Below are 15,548 nucleotides of genomic sequence, written 5' to 3'. Positions count from 1 at the left end.
TTGCCTGACCGGGCGCTTCGCCGTCCGCTAAAGTGTTCAAGCCTCCACTCTGCCGAGCCTTCGATGTCCGACCTGCTAGCCGACTACCCGCTGACCCCCGCGGCCTACCACGAACTGCTGGATGCCGATGGATCGGTGCGCCTACACTGGCAGCGCCTGTTCCAGCAGCTGGTACGCAGCAGCCCGGCGCAGCTGCGCCAGCGCCAGGAGCTGTTGGCGCGGCAGATCCAGGAGAACGGCGTCACTTACAACGTCTACGCCGACCCCAAGGGTACTGACCGCCCCTGGGAGCTGGACCTGCTGCCCAACCTGCTTTCGGCCGAGGATTGGCAACCCATCGCCGCCGGTGTGGCGCAGCGTGCGCATCTGCTAAACGCCGTGCTGGCCGACCTCTATGGCGAGCAGCACCTATTGGCCGAAGGGCTTTTGCCCAGCGAACTGGTCTTTGGCCATCCCAACTTCCTTTGGCCCTGCCAGGGCGTGCAGCCACCCGGTGGCATCTTCCTGCACAGCTATGCGGTGGATCTGGCTCGTGACGCCGACGGCCGCTGGCATGTGCTTGCCGACCGGACCCAAGCGCCCTCCGGCGCCGGCTACGCGCTGGAAAACCGGCAGATCGTCTCCCGCGCGCTGCCCGAGCTGTACCGCGACCTGCGCGTGCAGTACCTCGCCGGTTACTTTCGTACGCTCCAGGAAACCCTGATCCGCCAGGCCCCTAGCGACGGCGAGACGCCGCTGGTGGTGCTGCTGACCCCGGGACGCTTCAACGAAACCTACTTCGAGCACCTCTACCTTGCGCGCCAGCTCGGTTTCCCACTGGTGGAAGGGCACGACCTGACGGTGCGTGACGCCACCCTCTACCTCAAGACGCTCGGCGGCCTGAAACGCGTGCACGCGGTGCTGCGTCGCCTTGATGATGATTATTGCGACCCGCTGGAACTGCGCACCGACTCGGCCCTGGGCGTGCCCGGCCTGCTGGACGCAGTGCGCCAGGGGCGCGTGCTGGTGGCCAATGCCCTGGGCAGCGGCGTGCTGGAATCGCCGGGTCTGCTCGGCTTCCTGCCGCGTATCAGCCAGCGGTTGTTCGGCGAGGACCTGTCATTGCCCTCGGTCGCCACCAGCTGGTGCGGCCAACCGCAGGTGCTCGATCGGGCGCTGGAAAACCTGGATGGCCTGGTGGTCAAACCGGCCTTCCCCTCGCAGAGCTTCGAGCCGCTGTTCGGTCATGCCCTCGACGCCGATGCCCAGGCCGCGCTGCGCAAGCGCCTGCGGGCGCATCCCCATGCCTATGTTACCCAGCGCATGGCGCAGCTTTCCCAGGCACCGGTGTGGCAGGGCGATAACGAGCGTGGCGAACTGCAATCGCGTGCCATCGGCATGCGTGTGTTCGCCGTGGCCGGCAGTGACGGGAATTACTGGGTCATGCCCGGCGGGCTTACGCGGGTGGCCTCGGAGGCTGATGCCGAAGTGGTCTCCATGCAGCGCGGTGGCGCCAGCAAGGACACCTGGGTGCTGGCTGATCGCCCCGTGGCCGGCGAACCGCTGCGCCCGCGCACCCTCGGCGTGCGCGACCTGATCCGCCAGGACCCTTACCTGCCCTCGCGGGTGGTGGAAAACCTCTACTGGTTCGGCCGCTATGGCGAGCGCTGCGACGACGGCGCGCGGCTGTTGCGAGTGGTGCTGTCGCGCTATGTCGACGCCGATGGCGACGAGCAGGCGCTGCAATCGGCGCTGCAACTGGCAGCGGCCATCGGCCTGCTGCCCAAGGGCGACGAGCCGCTGGACCAGCGCTTGCTGGCCGCCCTGCTCGATGATGAGTGGCCGAGCAGCGTCAGCGCGAACCTGCGCCGCCTGCACTGGGCAGCAGCCCAGGTGCGCGGGCGCCTGTCGCGAGAGAACTGGCACGCGGTGCTGGAGCTGCACCGCGAGGCTCAGGCGCTGGACCCCGAGCGAACGGACCTTGGCGAGGCGCTGGACTTCCTCAACCGCTTGCTGATGTCGCTGGCGGCTTTGTCCGGCTTCGCCCTCGACGACATGACACGCGACGACGGCTGGCGCTTCCTGATGATCGGCCGGCGTATCGAGCGCGTACAGTTCTTCGCCGAAAGCATCGCCGGCTTCCTCGAAGGCGGCGCCGCCTGGGATCCCGTAGCCCTCGAATGGCTGTTGGAGCTGGGTAACAGCACCATCACCTACCGCTCGCGCTACCTGGCCTCGCCGCAGCTGATCCCGGTCCTGGACCTGCTCCTGCTGCATGAGCAGAACCCGCACGCCCTGCGCTTCCAGCTACAAGCCCTGGAGCGCTCCCTGGGGCGCCTGCACCTGGAGTTCGGCGCCCCGCAGGAGCTGGTGCTCAGCGGCCTGATTGGGCGTCTGCTGGCCTTCGACCTCGGCACTCTGGAGAACCCGCTGTTCGGCGAAGACAGCCTGGACGAAGTGCTCACGGGCCTCTCAGGCCTCCTGCGGGAGATCGCACAGAACGTCGGACAGGTCTCCGATCGCCTCGGATTGCGCTATTTTGCCCACGTCGACGACGTCAGCCAGCAAACGGTATCCACCTGATGCACGCGCAAGCCCACGCCATCGCCCCTGCCCAGGGCGCTCGCTACCAGGTGTTCCATGACACCCATTACCACTATTCGGCGGCGGTTTCGCTGTCGCAGCAGTTGCTGCACCTCTGGCCGCGCGACTGCCCGTGGCAGTTCTGCACCGGCCGTGAACTGCTGATCAACCCCGAGCCGACGCTGCGCCACGATGTGCTCGACGTGTTCGGCAACCCGCTGACGCGCCTCGCATTCGAACGGCCCCATGACGAGCTGCAGGTCAACACGCGCCTGCAGGTGGAAGTGCTGCCCCATGGGCCATTGGATCTTGCTGCTTCACCGGCCTGGGAGCAGGTTCCGGCAACCCTGGCCTATACCGGTCGCGCGCTGACATCTGCCGAGCTGGAGGCGTGTCGCTTCCGTGTCGAGTCGCCCTACGTGCGCATCAAACGCCAGTTCGCCGAGTTCGCCGCCGGCTGCTTCCCGGCTGGCCGGCCGTTACTGCAAGGCACGGCGGCGCTGATGGAGAAGATCTTCAGCGAGTTCGCCTTCGATGCCGAAGCCACCCAGGTGGCGACGCCCCTGACCGAAGTGCTGGAGCGCCGCCGAGGTGTCTGCCAGGACTTCGCCCACCTGATGCTCGCCTGTCTGCGCTCCCGCGGCCTGGCAGCGCGCTATGTCAGCGGCTACCTGCTGACCCAGCCGCCCCCCGGCCAGCCCCGCCTGATCGGCGCCGACGCGTCCCACGCCTGGGTGTCGGTCTACTGCCCGCACAATGGCTGGGTGGATTTCGACCCTACGAACAACATCCTGCCGAACCTGGAACACATCACCCTGGCCTGGGGCCGCGACTTCTCCGATGTTTCGCCCCTGCGCGGGGTCATCCTCGGCGGCGGTAACCACGACCCCGAGGTACGGGTGACGGTCATGCCGCTGTGGGAACTGGCGGTCTGACTCGCCGGATAATCTTGTAGGAGCGAGCCTGCTCGCGAACCGACGTGCCTCAGGCTGTTCGCGAGCAAGAACTCGGCGTCCCCCTCGCTCGCTCCTACGGGGGGGCACCGGGCACTTTGCTGAGGCCGTGCTAGCTTTTCCCGGGTCACTTCTCTCCTGCAGGTGCTTTGCCATGGATGAAACGAACATCGTCAACGTAGGTACGGAGAAGGTCAGCGCGTTCATGACCATGGTCACGCAATACGCGACCACCTTCGGCATCAAGATCCTTGTCGCAATCGCCTTCTGGGTGGTCGGTCGCTGGCTGATCGGCTTTGCCGTCGGCCTGGTGCAGCGCTCACTCGAGCGGCAGAAAGTCGATCCTACCGTGCTGCGTTACGTCGGCTCCTTCATCACGGTGACCCTGAACATCCTGTTGGTGGTGGGCATCCTCGGCTACTTCGGCATCCAGACCACCAGCCTGGCGGCGCTCATCGCTGCGGTGGGCCTGGCCATCGGCATGGCCTGGTCGGGCCTGCTGGCCAACCTGGCGGCGGGTGGCTTCATCATCGTGCTGCGACCGTTCAAGGTCGGCGACTTCATCAGCGCTGGGGGTGTGACTGGCACTGTCAAGGAAATCGGCCTGTTTGCCACCGCGATCAATACGCCGGACAACGTGATGACCCTGGTGGGCAACAACAAGATCTTCAGCGACAACATCCAGAACTATACGCATAACGCCTTCCGCCGCGTTGAGCTGAAGGCCCAGCTGTCCGGTGCTGCCGATTACCAGGCAGCCATCGCGGTCCTCAAACAGCGCATTGCAGCTGTTCCCAATGTGCTCAGCGACCCGCCGGTGGATGTGGAGATCCTCGAGTTCAACCTGGTCGGTCCGGTGCTGGCTGTGCGCCCTCACTGCCACAACGACAACTACTGGCAGGTGTATTTCGATACCAATCGCATCATCAAGGACGCCCTGGGCGCCGACTTCCCCGCACCGATGCCGGCCCAGACCGTGATCGTGCAACAGGCGCAGGGGTAGGGCACCTAATACTCTCTTGCACCTGCCAACCCCTCTCCCATCGGGAGAGGGCTGGGAGTGAGGGGAATGCAGCCAGTTGCAACACTTGACTGGGATATCGCCAATGAATTCGCCCCCACAAGCTGTTCCCGCGTAAGACTAGGCCAGGCGCAAGTGCAGGATCGGAAATGGCTTGCCCAGGCCATCGACCTTCGAGCGGCTGGCGATCTCGAAGCCCATGTGCTGGTAGAAGCCCACTGCCTGCGAGTTTTGTTCGTTCACATCGACCTGCGATGCTCCCTGATCCAGGGCATGGCGCAGTAGGCTGCGGCCGATACCGTAGCCGTGCTGCGCCGGGTCCACGAAGAGCATTTCCACGCCGATCTTGTGTGTACCGATGAATCCGGTGATACGGCCCTCACCGTCGCGAACGCAGGCGAGCTTGACCGTGTCCAGGTAAGCGTCGCGCACCAGGGGTTTGAAGAACTGGATGTCATCCTCGGTGAGAAAGTGATGGGTGGCGCGCACGGCGCTTTCCCAGACCTCCACCAGGCGCTGGCGGTCGGCAGTCGTGAGCGTGAGGAGGGCTTCGACACGATGGGGCATGGGATCACCAGTGGTGCTTGGCTTTGTTCCAGCGATAGAGCAGCCGAGCGAAGGCCTTGTAGGCCAGTTGGGCGAGGCCGTGGACCAGAGGCAAGGAGAACAACCGTGCTTTCCACGCCTCGCGAGGAGAGTACCGCCAGAGCACGATGAAGGCGTCCATGCCCATGTGCTTCACGCCATGTTCGTCCACCAGGTGCAGGCGTTCGCGGACGTATTCCAGGTTCTCCCCGATCTCGCCGACAGCGGCGTTGTCCCGGTGGATGTCAGTCCACTCCACCGGGCAGGCGGTGGTCTTGCCCTTCTGGCCGTCGATGCCGGCTTTGCAGACCGGGCAGGCGCTGTTGTAGTAGACCTTGATCCGTCCTTTCCCGGCCATCGGCGTCACCGCCTCGCTATTGGTAGGTACGGCCCTTGTGCTTGAGCCAGCCGCCAACATGACGGCCTTGGGGATCGTGGTGGGTCCAGTGGATCACACCGCCCTTGTCGTTCCACTCGTACTCGCCGAAGAAGATGATTTCATCCCCTTCGCTCAGACCCTCGACGCGCGGAGCCAGATCGATATTGTGCGCCACCAGCAGCGACAGTCCATCGGTCGTGCGCAGGATGAAACGCTGGTGCCGGCTGCCCTTCTGGTCATCGCGCAGGACCTTGGCCACCACGCCGCTGCCCTCCACCTGCAGGTTGCTACGACGTTGCTCGAAGGCTTCACGCAGTTGGCCGTCAGAAGGCGCGAGCTGCTCAACAGGGGAGAAAAGGTGCGATTGCTTGTCGAGGACTCCGTAGAGGCCGAAGCCGATCAAGAGCACCAACAGAAGCTTTTTCATCAACGCAGCGTCCTGTGCGAAGCCCAGCCAGGTGGGACCAGACGGTTCCTGATCAGTTTGGCTTGCGGTCGACCCACTTCGGCGCGCTGCTGGGGCGCCAGGTTTCCAGGCGGTCGAGCAGGGTCGATGGGTGGCCGCCGACCTGCAGCATGCCGCGGTGTTGGTCGCGGACGAAGCGCTCTTCCACGAGATGATCGAGGAAGTCGGTGAGCTTGTCGTAGAAGCTGTTCACTTCCAGCAGACCCAGCGGTTTGTCATGGTAGCCGAGCTGGCCCCAGGTCCAGATTTCGAACAGTTCTTCCAAGGTGCCGAGGCCGCCGGGCAGGGCGATGAAAGCATCGCTCAGCTCCGCCATGCGGGCCTTGCGCGCGTGCATGCCGTCCACCACTTCCAGGCGGGTCAGGCCTTTGTGGCCGATTTCGGCATCCATCAGACTCTGCGGAATCACCCCGATCACCTCGCCGCCCGCAGCCAGTGCAGCGTCCGCCACCGTGCCCATCAGCCCGACTGCGCCACCACCGTAGACCAGGGTCAGGCCACGCTCGGCCAGGGTATGACCCAGCAGGGCAGCGGCTTCACGGTAGATCGGCTTGGCACCGGGGCTGGCGCCGCAGAACACGCAGACGGAACGCAAGGACATGGGGGACTCCTGGAGCGAAAAAAGCGCGCAAGAGTACCGGCTTCGACCTTGGCCTCCAAGCTGTGTGTACGGTCAGCTTCCGAACGGTCGTGCGGGGACGCTCATTCTGCCGCAGCACCACAGGCACCTGCGGCGTAGGCAGCAAGCAGGTTTTTCAGGAAGTTCATGGCGTTCTCCTCAACGGTGGATGCCGCCATGCTAGGGCTACGCCGATGGTCCGGCCCGTTGATCCTCTCGATGGAGCCGATAGCTCAGGCCAGCTTCAACAATTCGACGGCCGTCATCCCGGACAGGCCCAGCAGGCAAAGGCCGCAGGCCAGATAGGTGAGGCGGTGCCAGAGGGTCGAGGCGGCGCGGCGGAACCAATCCACCAGGCCGGCGCAGATGAAGCACCAGAGCAGCGAGGAGAGCATGAAGCCGCCGAAGAACACCGCCAGGTGCAGCGGTGTCGGCTGGGCCACGCCCACTGCCGCCATCGCCCCGCCCATGGCGGCCCAGTAGACGATGTTCTGCGGGTTGGTCAGCGAGAGCGCGGCACCGGCAGCGAAGGCACCGCCGCTGGCGCTGCTTTCGTCCCCCGAAGGCTGCGTCGGACGGTGGGCGTCTCGCAGTGACTGCAGACCGAGCCAACCGAGATACAGGGCACTGGCCACGGTCAGCGGGTAGCGCACGGCGGCGCTGTCCAGCAGCAGGGCGAGGCCAGTAAGGCCAAGCGCCGCCCAGGTGGCGTCTCCGACCAGGGAGCCGATCTGCACCATCAGCGCCGGGCGATAGCCGTCACGCAGGCCGCGCCGCAGCGTTTCGCTGAACACCGCGCCGGGTGCCGCGTTGAAGATGAAACCGAGGAGCACGGCGGCGATGAAGAAGGACAGCATGGGGGCAGGTTCCTTGTGTTCGGGGTCGCGACCTGTTGCCACAGGTCATGGGAACTCACACGCGAATGGGGCAGTCTCCCGTTCTGGGCGGGTTGCCCAGACTGCCAAGGAGACTCCCATGATTCGCAAGCTCGTCGTTGCATCCGTGCTGGCCCTGGCCAGTGCACCTCTGCTGGCTGCTGAATGTTCCGTGGATGTGCAAGGTACGGACCAGATGACCTTCGACACCAAGGAAGTCACGGTCAGCAAGAGCTGCAAGACCTTCACCGTAAACCTCAAGCACGTTGGCAAGTTGCCAAAGAACGTGATGGGGCACAACTGGGTCCTGAGCAAGACGGCTGATGCCCAGGCGATCGCCACCGAGGGCATGACCGCTGGTGTCGACAAGGATTACCTGAAGGCCGATGACGCGCGCATCATCGCCCGCACCAAGCTGATCGGCGGTGGTGAGACGGATTCGGTGAGCTTCGACGTGGCCAAGCTGGCTGCGGGCGAGAGCTACGAGTTCTTCTGCTCGTTCCCGGGCCATGTTTCGATGATGAAGGGCACCTTGGCCCTGGTCGACTGACCGAACCCGATGAGTATGAGAAGGCCGCTCTTTGACGCGGCCTTTTTTGTGGTTCATCGCGGAATCTGGGGGAGATGCGAGTTGACAGCCGGATAGCCGGTACTCTCTCCGTAGGAGCCAGCTTGCGGGCGAACATGCGCCATTCGCCAGCAAGCTGGCTCCTACAAGGTTTCGCGCGCCTTCGATTCACTCCGCCCGACAAGTCCGCCAAGGAGGTGTTGCAGGCTGCTTTCCGGGGAAGGCGGGAAGCCGGCGCCAGACAGTCGATCCGCTCGGATACGCGTCCGCAGTACAGGCAGTCGACGCGACGCACCGGCAGTTGCAGCAGGACGCGCTGATCCTGCAGGTCACGATCCCGCACCTGGCGGATGTGCTGCTGCTCGTGGATCAACAGGTTGGGTTTGGCACAGCGGCCGCAAATCGGGAAGCGCTCGGTTTGGGGTTCAAGACTGATCAGCAGGGTGTCGTGAGTGGATTGGCGACAGGCGACGACCTCGTAGCCTGGCCAGAAAGGGGCCAGATCAATAGGATGCACGGTGGCAGCAGGGGGTGGGGGTTGGGATGTTTGGCGATTGCCAATTTACCCACTTCCCCGACTGTCAACTCGCTCTTCCCCCCGATTCTGCGAAGAACCTTTTTTGTTGGGCGTGGGGTATCCGGGCTATCCAGGCTGCGCGCCGGCGTCGGGCTAAACGGGAAACGCGGACGGATTCATTCCGTTTTTTCCTGATGGGATGTCTGGGCTTCTCTGTAGGGGCGTATGAACTCGCCCGCACAAAAAGCGCGCCGACCTACAAGGTTTCAGCGTCCAGCTGCTCCAGCATCCAGCGCACGAAGTCACGCACTTTGGGCACTTCGGCTACGTGTTCGGGGTAGGCGAGGTAGTAGGCGTTGCGGCTCGGCATGGGGTGGTCCCAGGGAATCACCAGCTTGCCTTCGGCCAGTTCCTCCTCCACCAGGAAGCGCGGCAGCAGGGCCACGCCGCAGCCGGCCTGGGCTGCGCGGATGCACATATAGGAGGTGTCGAAGCGCGGCCCGTGGTAGCTGTGCTCGGTGTGGCGGTCCTGGCTGAGGAACCATTCGTGCCAGGCCTCCGGCCGTGTGGCGTTCTGCAGCAGGACCAACTCGGTGAGCTGGGTCGGCTCGGTGAAAGGGGTGGCGGGCATCACGCTGGGGGCGCAGACCGGTACCACTTCCTCGCTGAACAGACGGATGCACTCGGCACCGGGCAAGGCGCCCTGGCCGAAGAAAAAGGCCACGTCGCTGCGGCCCTGGGCCAGGGCGTCGGGCTCAAGTTCGTTGCGCAGGTCCAGGTGAATGTTCGGGTGGCGCATGCGCCAGCCCTTGAGCCGGGGGATCAGCCAGCGCGCACCGAACGTGGGTGGAGTCGCCACGCGCAGCACTTCGGTGTCGCCGCCGTAGGACAGCATGTAGTGGGTGGACATCTCCACCTGGGCGAGGATCTTGCGCACCTCGGTGAGGTACAGCGAGCCGGCGGGGGTCAGTTGCAGGCGCCGGCGCACGCGACGGAACAGCAGGTGCTGGAGCAGCTCCTCGAGCTGCGCCACCTGCTTGCTCACGGCGCTCTGGGTCAGGCTCAGCTCTTGTGCGGCGCGGGTGAAACTGAGGTGCCGGGCCACCGCCTCGAAGCATTGCAGGGCGGTGATCGAAGGCATGTGGCGTTTGAGCATCGGGTTTCTCTAGGTCGCGTTAGCCATGCAGGCCGTTTTATGAATTTCCGGAATGATATGTGGAGGAAAGGTTGTTTGTTGGCAACCCCCCTGTGCGGCTAATACTGGTGTCATTCCGACTTGGCTCTGATCTGCAGGAGCCAGCGTGCTGGCGAACGCTTCGCGAGCAAGCTCGCTCCTGCAGATATGGCGCCACCATTTTCTGTGACAGGAGTTCCCATGGTTGCTGCATTGCTTGACCGCCTCGGTGTCGATTCGTCCCTCTACCAGCAGGGCGATCACGCTGTTCATTCCCCTGTCGACGGCAGCCGCATCGGCACCGTACGCCTGGAAAGCCGGGCCGAAGTGCAGCAGAAGATCGCCCAGGCCGCGCAGGCCTTCGAGGCCTGGCGCAAGGTGCCGGCCCCGCGTCGTGGCGAGCTGATCCGCCTCTACGGTGAAGCGCTGCGTCAGCACAAGGCCGAGCTGGGCGAGTTGGTGTCGTGGGAGGCCGGCAAGATCACCCAGGAAGGCCTGGGTGAAGTGCAGGAAATGATCGATATCTGCGACTTCGCCGTTGGCCTGTCGCGCCAGCTCTACGGCCTGACCATCGCCTCGGAACGCCCTGGCCACCACATGCGTGAAACCTGGCAGCCTCTGGGCGTGGTCGGCGTGATCAGTGCCTTCAACTTCCCGGTGGCGGTCTGGTCGTGGAACGCGGCGCTGGCGCTGGTCTGCGGTAACCCGGTGGTATGGAAACCGTCGGAAAAGACCCCGCTCACCGCCCTGGCCTGCCAAGCGCTGTTCGAGCGTGTAGCGAAGAATTTCAGTGATGCCCCGGCTCACCTCAGTCAACTTGTGATCGGTGCCCGCGAGGCCGGTGAAGCGTTAGTGGACGACTCGCGCGTGGCCCTGGTGAGCGCCACCGGCAGCACCCGGATGGGGCGTGAGGTCGCACCAAAGGTGGCCGCGCGTTTCGCTCGCAGCATCCTCGAACTGGGCGGCAACAATGCCATGATCCTGACCCCGAGCGCCGATCTGGACCTGGCCGTGCGCGCCATCCTGTTCAGTGCAGTCGGCACCGCTGGTCAGCGCTGCACGACCCTGCGCCGCCTGATCGCGCATGAGTCGGTGAAGGCGGAAATCGTTGAGCGCCTCAAGGCGGCCTACGCCAAGGTGCGTATCGGTCATCCCCTGGAAGGCAATCTGATTGGCCCGCTGATCGACCAGCAGAGTTTCGACGCCATGCAGAACGCCCTGGCCCAGGCCCGTGCGGAGGGCGGCCAGGTCTTCGGTGGCGAGCGCCAGCTGGCCGAACAGTTTCCCAACGGCTACTACGTGTCACCGGCCATCGTCGAAATGCCGGGGCAGAGCGCCGTGGTGCGCCACGAGACCTTCGCACCGATCCTCTATGTCGTCGGCTACAGCGAGTTCGTTGAGGCGATTCGCCTGAACAACGATGTGCCGCAAGGCCTGTCCTCCTGCGTATTCACCACCGACGTGCGCGAGGCCGAGCTGTTCATGTCGTCGGTCGGCAGTGACTGTGGCATCGCCAACGTCAACATCGGCCCGAGTGGTGCGGAGATCGGAGGCGCCTTCGGCGGCGAGAAGGAAACCGGCGGTGGCCGTGAGTCTGGCTCGGACGCCTGGAAGGCCTACATGCGTCGGCAGACCAACACGGTGAACTACTCCCACGAGCTGCCGTTGGCACAGGGTATTACCTTCGACTGATATTTCGGCAGGAACAGCCCCTCTCCCGCTCGCGGCAGAGGGGTAAAAGCTCTTAACGTCTGGCTTTGCCTAAGGAACATGCATGACTCTGCGCCAGGAGTGTCTCTGGGAATTCCTGACTCCCCAGCCGCCTGAAGGCCCTGTGCTGCATGGCGAGGTGAAGGCGGATGTCTGCGTGATCGGCGCTGGCTTCACTGGCCTGTCCGCAGCGCTGCACCTGCTCGAAGCGGGCAAGCGAGTCTGCCTGCTGGAGGCGCATGCTCCCGGCCATGGCGGCTCAGGGCGAAACGTTGGGCTGGTCAACGCCGGCCTGTGGATTCCGCCGGACGAGATCGAGGCCGGCCTCGGCCAGGAGGTGGGCGACCGCCTCAATCGCACGCTGGGCGCCGCACCGTCGCTGGTGTTCTCCCTGGTCGACCGCTACGACATCGACTGCCAACTGCGCCGCGAAGGCACCCTGCACATGGCGCACAACGCCCGTGGCCAGGCGGACCTCGCCAGCCGTTGCGAGCAGTGGCAACGCCGTGGCGCACCGGTGGAGCTGCTGACCGGCGCTGCCTGCCGCGAAGCCACCGGCACCGACAAGATCGCCGCTGCGCTGCTCGACCGCCGCGCTGGAACGTTGAACCCGATGGGCTATGCCCGTGGCCTGGCCCGTGCCGTGCGCTATCTCGGTGGTCAGCTGTTCGAGCATTCGCCCGTGAAGCGCCTGGAGCGCCAGGGGGCCAACTGGTGCGTCGTCACCGAGCACGGCTCGGTCAGCGCGCCACAAGTGGTGATCGCCTCCAATGCCTACACGGAAGGCGAGTGGACCGAGTTGCGCCGCCACTTCTTCCCCGGTTACTACTACCAGGTAGCCTCCAAGCCGCTGTCCGGCGAGGCGTCAATGCGCATCCTGCCCGGCGGCCAGGGCTCCTGGGATACCCGCCAGGTGCTGAGCAGCATCCGTCGCGATGCCGATGGCCGCCTGCTGTTGGGCAGCCTGGGCAACGGTTCGCGCAAGCCGGCCTGGTTCCTGCGGGCCTGGGCCGACCGCATCCAGAGCCACTACTTCCCGTACCTGGGCAAGGTGGATTGGGAGTTCACCTGGACCGGCTGTATCGACTTTACCCCCGACCACCTGATGCGCCTGTACGAACCGGCGCCGGGGCTGCTGGCGTTCACCGGCTACAACGGCCGCGGCGTGACCACCGGCAGCGTGGTCGGCAAGGCGTTCGCGAATTACTTGTTGAGCGGTGAGGAAAAAGTGTTGCCGATGCCCTTCCAGCCGATGCGGGCCGTGGCTGCGGTGGGGTTGCGCAGTTCATTGTACGAGGCAGGCTTTTCGCTTTATCACGCGGGCCAGTGCCTACGGGTAGTGATCTAGATCGCAAAAATACTGCAAGGAAAAGCTATCAAGCTGCAGGTAACTTCCTGCAGGATGGGGAGGGTAAGAAAAACCGGGCAGTAACAGTGCGTTACGGTAACTTTTTCGCACCGGCGGTGTGCAGATAAGTACCGCCTGACTATTGTTACTTATCGTGCTGGCAGGCTGATGCCACGCAGCTTTCTGGTGTGCCTGCAAGTTTTCTTTGTTTTTCCGTAAGGCACTGATTTGCAATAAGAAAAATAAGCACAAAGGAGGTGGGATAAGCCTTTCAGGGCGCTAACCAACTACAAGAATTAATGGCACGCCACTTGCTGAATACAAGCGCTAACCCTAAAAACCTCAGGAGCAAAACTCCATGTCGCAGAAGATTTTCAGAAAAGGCTTTCTGGCTCTGGCGGTTACCACCGCTCTGAGCGTTTCTTCCGTAGTACAGGCTGATGTAGTAATCGGTGTCGCTGGCCCGCATACGGGCGCTAACGCCTCCTTTGGCGAGCAATACTGGCGCGGTGCTTCCCAGGCCGCCGAGGACATCAACGCCGCTGGCGGCATCAACGGCGAGAAGATCAAGCTGGTCAAGGCTGACGATGCCTGCGAACCGAAGCAGGCCGTATCCGTCGCCAACCGTCTGGTCGACCAGGACAAGGCCATCGCCGTGGTCGGACACTTCTGCTCGTCCTCCACCATCCCGGCTTCCGAGGTCTACGACGAAGCGGGCATCATCGCGATGACCCCCGGCTCCACCAACCCGGCCGTGACCGAGCGCGGTCTGTCCGGCATGTTCCGCATGTGTGGTCGTGACGACCAGCAGGGCATCGTCGCCGGCGATTACATCATCGACGTGCTGAAGGCCAAGAAGGTCGCGATCATCCATGACAAGGACACCTACGGTCAGGGCCTGGCCGACGCCACCAAGGCGCAGTTGGCCAAGCGCGGCGTCAAGGAAGTCCTGTACGAAGGCCTGACCCGTGGCGAGAAGGACTTCAACGCCCTGGTTACCAAGATTCGCGCCACCGGCGCGGAGGTCGTCTACTTCGGCGGCCTGCACCCGGAAGCCGGCCCGCTGGTTCGCCAGATGCGCGAGCAGGGCCTGACCGCCAAGTTCCTCTCCGGCGACGGCATCGTTACCGACGAACTGGTCACCACTGCCGGCGGCCCGCAGTACACCAAGGGTGTGCTGATGACCTTCGGCGCCGACCCGCGCAAGATTGCTGACGGCCAGGCGGTGATCGAGAAGTTCCGCGCTGGCGGCTTCGAACCCGAAGGCTACACGCTGTATGCCTACGCCACCCTGCAGGCCCTGGCTGCCGGCTTCAATGGTGCTGGCGCGAACGATGCGGCCAAGGCCAGCGCATGGCTGAAGGGCCATCCGGTGCAGACTGTGATGGGCAAGAAGGAGTGGGATTCCAAGGGCGACCTGAAAGTCTCCGACTACGTGATCTACGAGTGGGACGACAAGGGTAAGTACGCCCAGCAGTGATGACCGGCTCGCGTGCTCCGAAAGGGCCGCGAACCGTTGACTCGGCTGACCGGCCAGGCGCCACCCGCGTCTGGCCGGTCGGTGTATTCCGGGAAACTGCTGAAGTCCTTTTCTGATGAGGGCCTGTTCAGGGTTTAGCGAGCGATGGAAAAACTAGGCGGCAATGGCTGAGAAAGCGGATTTTACAACTGTAAATGAGCATTTCGAGGCTATTTCCAACACGGTTTCTTCCGGCACGTAGCAAATCGTGAGCAGGTTCTGAGCCGGGCGGGCGACTACCCGATCTGACACGGTAATTCAGTGGTGCCCGTCTGATTCCACTCGCGGGAGCCGGCCGAACCCAAGGTCGGTCCCCCAAAAGACGAGACAGAGTGATGGACGGTATTATCCTGCAGCAAATGATCAACGGGCTGACCCTCGGGTCCGTCTACGGTTTGATCGCCATCGGTTACACCATGGTTTACGGCATCATCGGCATGATCAACTTCGCCCATGGCGAGGTGTACATGATCTCCGCCTACCTGGCCGCGATCACCATGGCCCTGTTGGCCTTCTTCGGCCTCGAATCCTTCCCGCTGATAATCCTCGGCACCTTGCTGTTCACCATCCTGGTGACTGGCGTGTATGGCTTCGTGATCGAGCGCATCGCCTACAAACCACTGCGCAACTCCACGCGTCTGGCGCCGCTGATCTCCGCGATCGGCATGTCGCTGATCCTGCAGAACTACGTGCAGATCAGCCAGGGCGCCCGCCAGCAGGGCGTACCAACGCTGCTCGACGGGGCATTCAAGCTCCACATCGGTGACGGCTTCGTGCAACTCACCTACACCAAGGTGTTCATCCTGGTGGCCGCCTTCATCGGCATGGGCGTGCTCACCTACGTGATCCAGCGCACCAAGCTCGGCCGCATGTGCCGCGCTACCCAGCAGGATCGCAAGATGGCCTCGATCCTCGGCATCAATACCGATCGGGTGATCTCCTACGTGTTCGTCATCGGCGCCGCCATGGCCGCCCTGGCCGGCGTGCTGATCACCATGAACTACGGCACCTTCGACTTCTATGCCGGCTTCATCATCGGCATCAAGGCATTCACCGCCGCGGTGCTGGGGGGAATCGGCTCGCTGCCTGGCGCCATGCTCGGTGGCATCATCCTCGGCATCGCCGAGGCGCAGTTCTCCGGCATGGTGAACACCGACTACAAGGACGTGTTCAGCTTCTCCCTGCTGGTGCTGATCCTGATCTTCCGCCCTCAAGGCCTGCTGGGCCGTCCGCATGTAGCGAAGGTGTAAGC

The 15,548-nt window shown here is 64.0% G+C and carries 14 protein-coding genes and 1 pseudogene; 8 read left to right on the top strand and 7 right to left on the bottom strand.

The features are described from left to right. Positions 1–63: 63 nt before the first annotated feature. From J7302_RS05255 to J7302_RS05245, 3 genes are all read left to right on the top strand, one after another. The gene (locus J7302_RS05255) at positions 64–2,562 is read left to right on the top strand and encodes a circularly permuted type 2 ATP-grasp protein (protein ID WP_215371457.1); all 2,499 of its coding nucleotides are present in this window, start codon (positions 64–66) and stop codon (positions 2,560–2,562) included. Beyond that, positions 2,562–3,497 carry a transglutaminase family protein gene (locus J7302_RS05250; protein ID WP_215371454.1) on the top strand — a complete coding sequence of 312 codons (936 nt, stop codon included), beginning with the start codon at positions 2,562–2,564 and terminating at the stop codon, positions 3,495–3,497. The genes J7302_RS05255 and J7302_RS05250 overlap by 1 nt, the downstream gene beginning before the upstream one ends. A gap of 172 nt (positions 3,498–3,669) precedes the next feature. Then, the gene (locus tag J7302_RS05245; protein WP_215371450.1) at positions 3,670–4,518 is read left to right on the top strand and encodes a mechanosensitive ion channel family protein; all 849 of its coding nucleotides are present in this window, start codon (positions 3,670–3,672) and stop codon (positions 4,516–4,518) included. Positions 4,519–4,656: 138 nt separating this feature from the next. Here J7302_RS05245 and J7302_RS05240 read toward each other — a convergent pair whose 3' ends face one another. The 5 genes from J7302_RS05240 to J7302_RS05220 form a co-directional block, all read right to left on the bottom strand. Further along, positions 4,657–5,103: a GNAT family N-acetyltransferase gene (locus J7302_RS05240; RefSeq protein WP_215371447.1), complete on the bottom strand. Its 447-nt coding sequence runs from the start codon at positions 5,101–5,103 to the stop codon at positions 4,657–4,659. 4 nt (positions 5,104–5,107) lie between these two features. Beyond that, a complete protein-coding gene (locus tag J7302_RS05235) occupies positions 5,108–5,479 on the bottom strand; it encodes a thiol-disulfide oxidoreductase DCC family protein (RefSeq protein WP_215371445.1) in 372 nt (123 codons plus the stop codon). Between the two features lie 16 nt (positions 5,480–5,495). After that, the gene (locus J7302_RS05230) at positions 5,496–5,927 is read right to left on the bottom strand and encodes a DUF3465 domain-containing protein (protein ID WP_215371443.1); all 432 of its coding nucleotides are present in this window, start codon (positions 5,925–5,927) and stop codon (positions 5,496–5,498) included. Positions 5,928–5,979: 52 nt separating this feature from the next. Next, entirely contained in the window at positions 5,980–6,567 is a 588-nt protein-coding gene (locus J7302_RS05225) for an LOG family protein (RefSeq protein ID WP_215371440.1), read from the bottom strand. A gap of 251 nt (positions 6,568–6,818) precedes the next feature. Then, a complete protein-coding gene (locus J7302_RS05220) occupies positions 6,819–7,442 on the bottom strand; it encodes a LysE family transporter (RefSeq protein ID WP_215371438.1) in 624 nt (207 codons plus the stop codon). Between the two features lie 118 nt (positions 7,443–7,560). Here J7302_RS05220 and azu point away from each other — a divergent pair, with 118 nt between their 5' ends. Next, entirely contained in the window at positions 7,561–8,010 is a 450-nt protein-coding gene (gene azu / locus J7302_RS05215) for an azurin (protein ID WP_215371436.1), read from the top strand. 229 nt (positions 8,011–8,239) lie between these two features. On the opposite strand, the pseudogene J7302_RS27105 reads toward azu, so the two are convergent. Then, positions 8,240–8,545, bottom strand: a pseudogene (locus tag J7302_RS27105) (transposase family protein); the annotation flags it as partial. Positions 8,546–8,801: 256 nt separating this feature from the next. Continuing rightward, entirely contained in the window at positions 8,802–9,701 is a 900-nt protein-coding gene (locus J7302_RS05210) for a LysR substrate-binding domain-containing protein (protein ID WP_215371434.1), read from the bottom strand. A 219-nt stretch (positions 9,702–9,920) separates the two neighbouring features. On the opposite strand from J7302_RS05210, the gene amaB reads away from it, so the two are divergent. The 4 genes from amaB (at position 9,921) to J7302_RS05190 (ending at position 15,546) form a co-directional block, all read left to right on the top strand. Next, complete coding sequence (amaB, locus tag J7302_RS05205; RefSeq protein WP_215371431.1) at positions 9,921–11,411, top strand: L-piperidine-6-carboxylate dehydrogenase; 1,491 nt, start codon at positions 9,921–9,923, stop codon at positions 11,409–11,411. 82 nt (positions 11,412–11,493) lie between these two features. Further along, positions 11,494–12,777, top strand: coding sequence for an L-pipecolate oxidase (gene amaA, locus J7302_RS05200; protein WP_215371429.1), 1,284 nt, complete (start codon positions 11,494–11,496; stop codon positions 12,775–12,777). A gap of 358 nt (positions 12,778–13,135) precedes the next feature. Further along, complete coding sequence (locus tag J7302_RS05195) at positions 13,136–14,257, top strand: branched-chain amino acid ABC transporter substrate-binding protein (protein ID WP_215371427.1); 1,122 nt, start codon at positions 13,136–13,138, stop codon at positions 14,255–14,257. A 374-nt stretch (positions 14,258–14,631) separates the two neighbouring features. Then, positions 14,632–15,546, top strand: coding sequence for an ABC transporter permease subunit (locus tag J7302_RS05190; protein ID WP_215371425.1), 915 nt, complete (start codon positions 14,632–14,634; stop codon positions 15,544–15,546). Positions 15,547–15,548: the final 2 nt, after the last annotated feature.

It is taken from the genome of Metapseudomonas boanensis (genome assembly GCF_018704125.1).
GTDB classification, from domain to species: Bacteria; Pseudomonadota; Gammaproteobacteria; order Pseudomonadales; family Pseudomonadaceae; genus Metapseudomonas; species Metapseudomonas boanensis.
The sequence above is the reverse complement of the archived record's forward strand: the minus strand, read 5'-3'. Positions and strand labels throughout refer to the sequence as shown.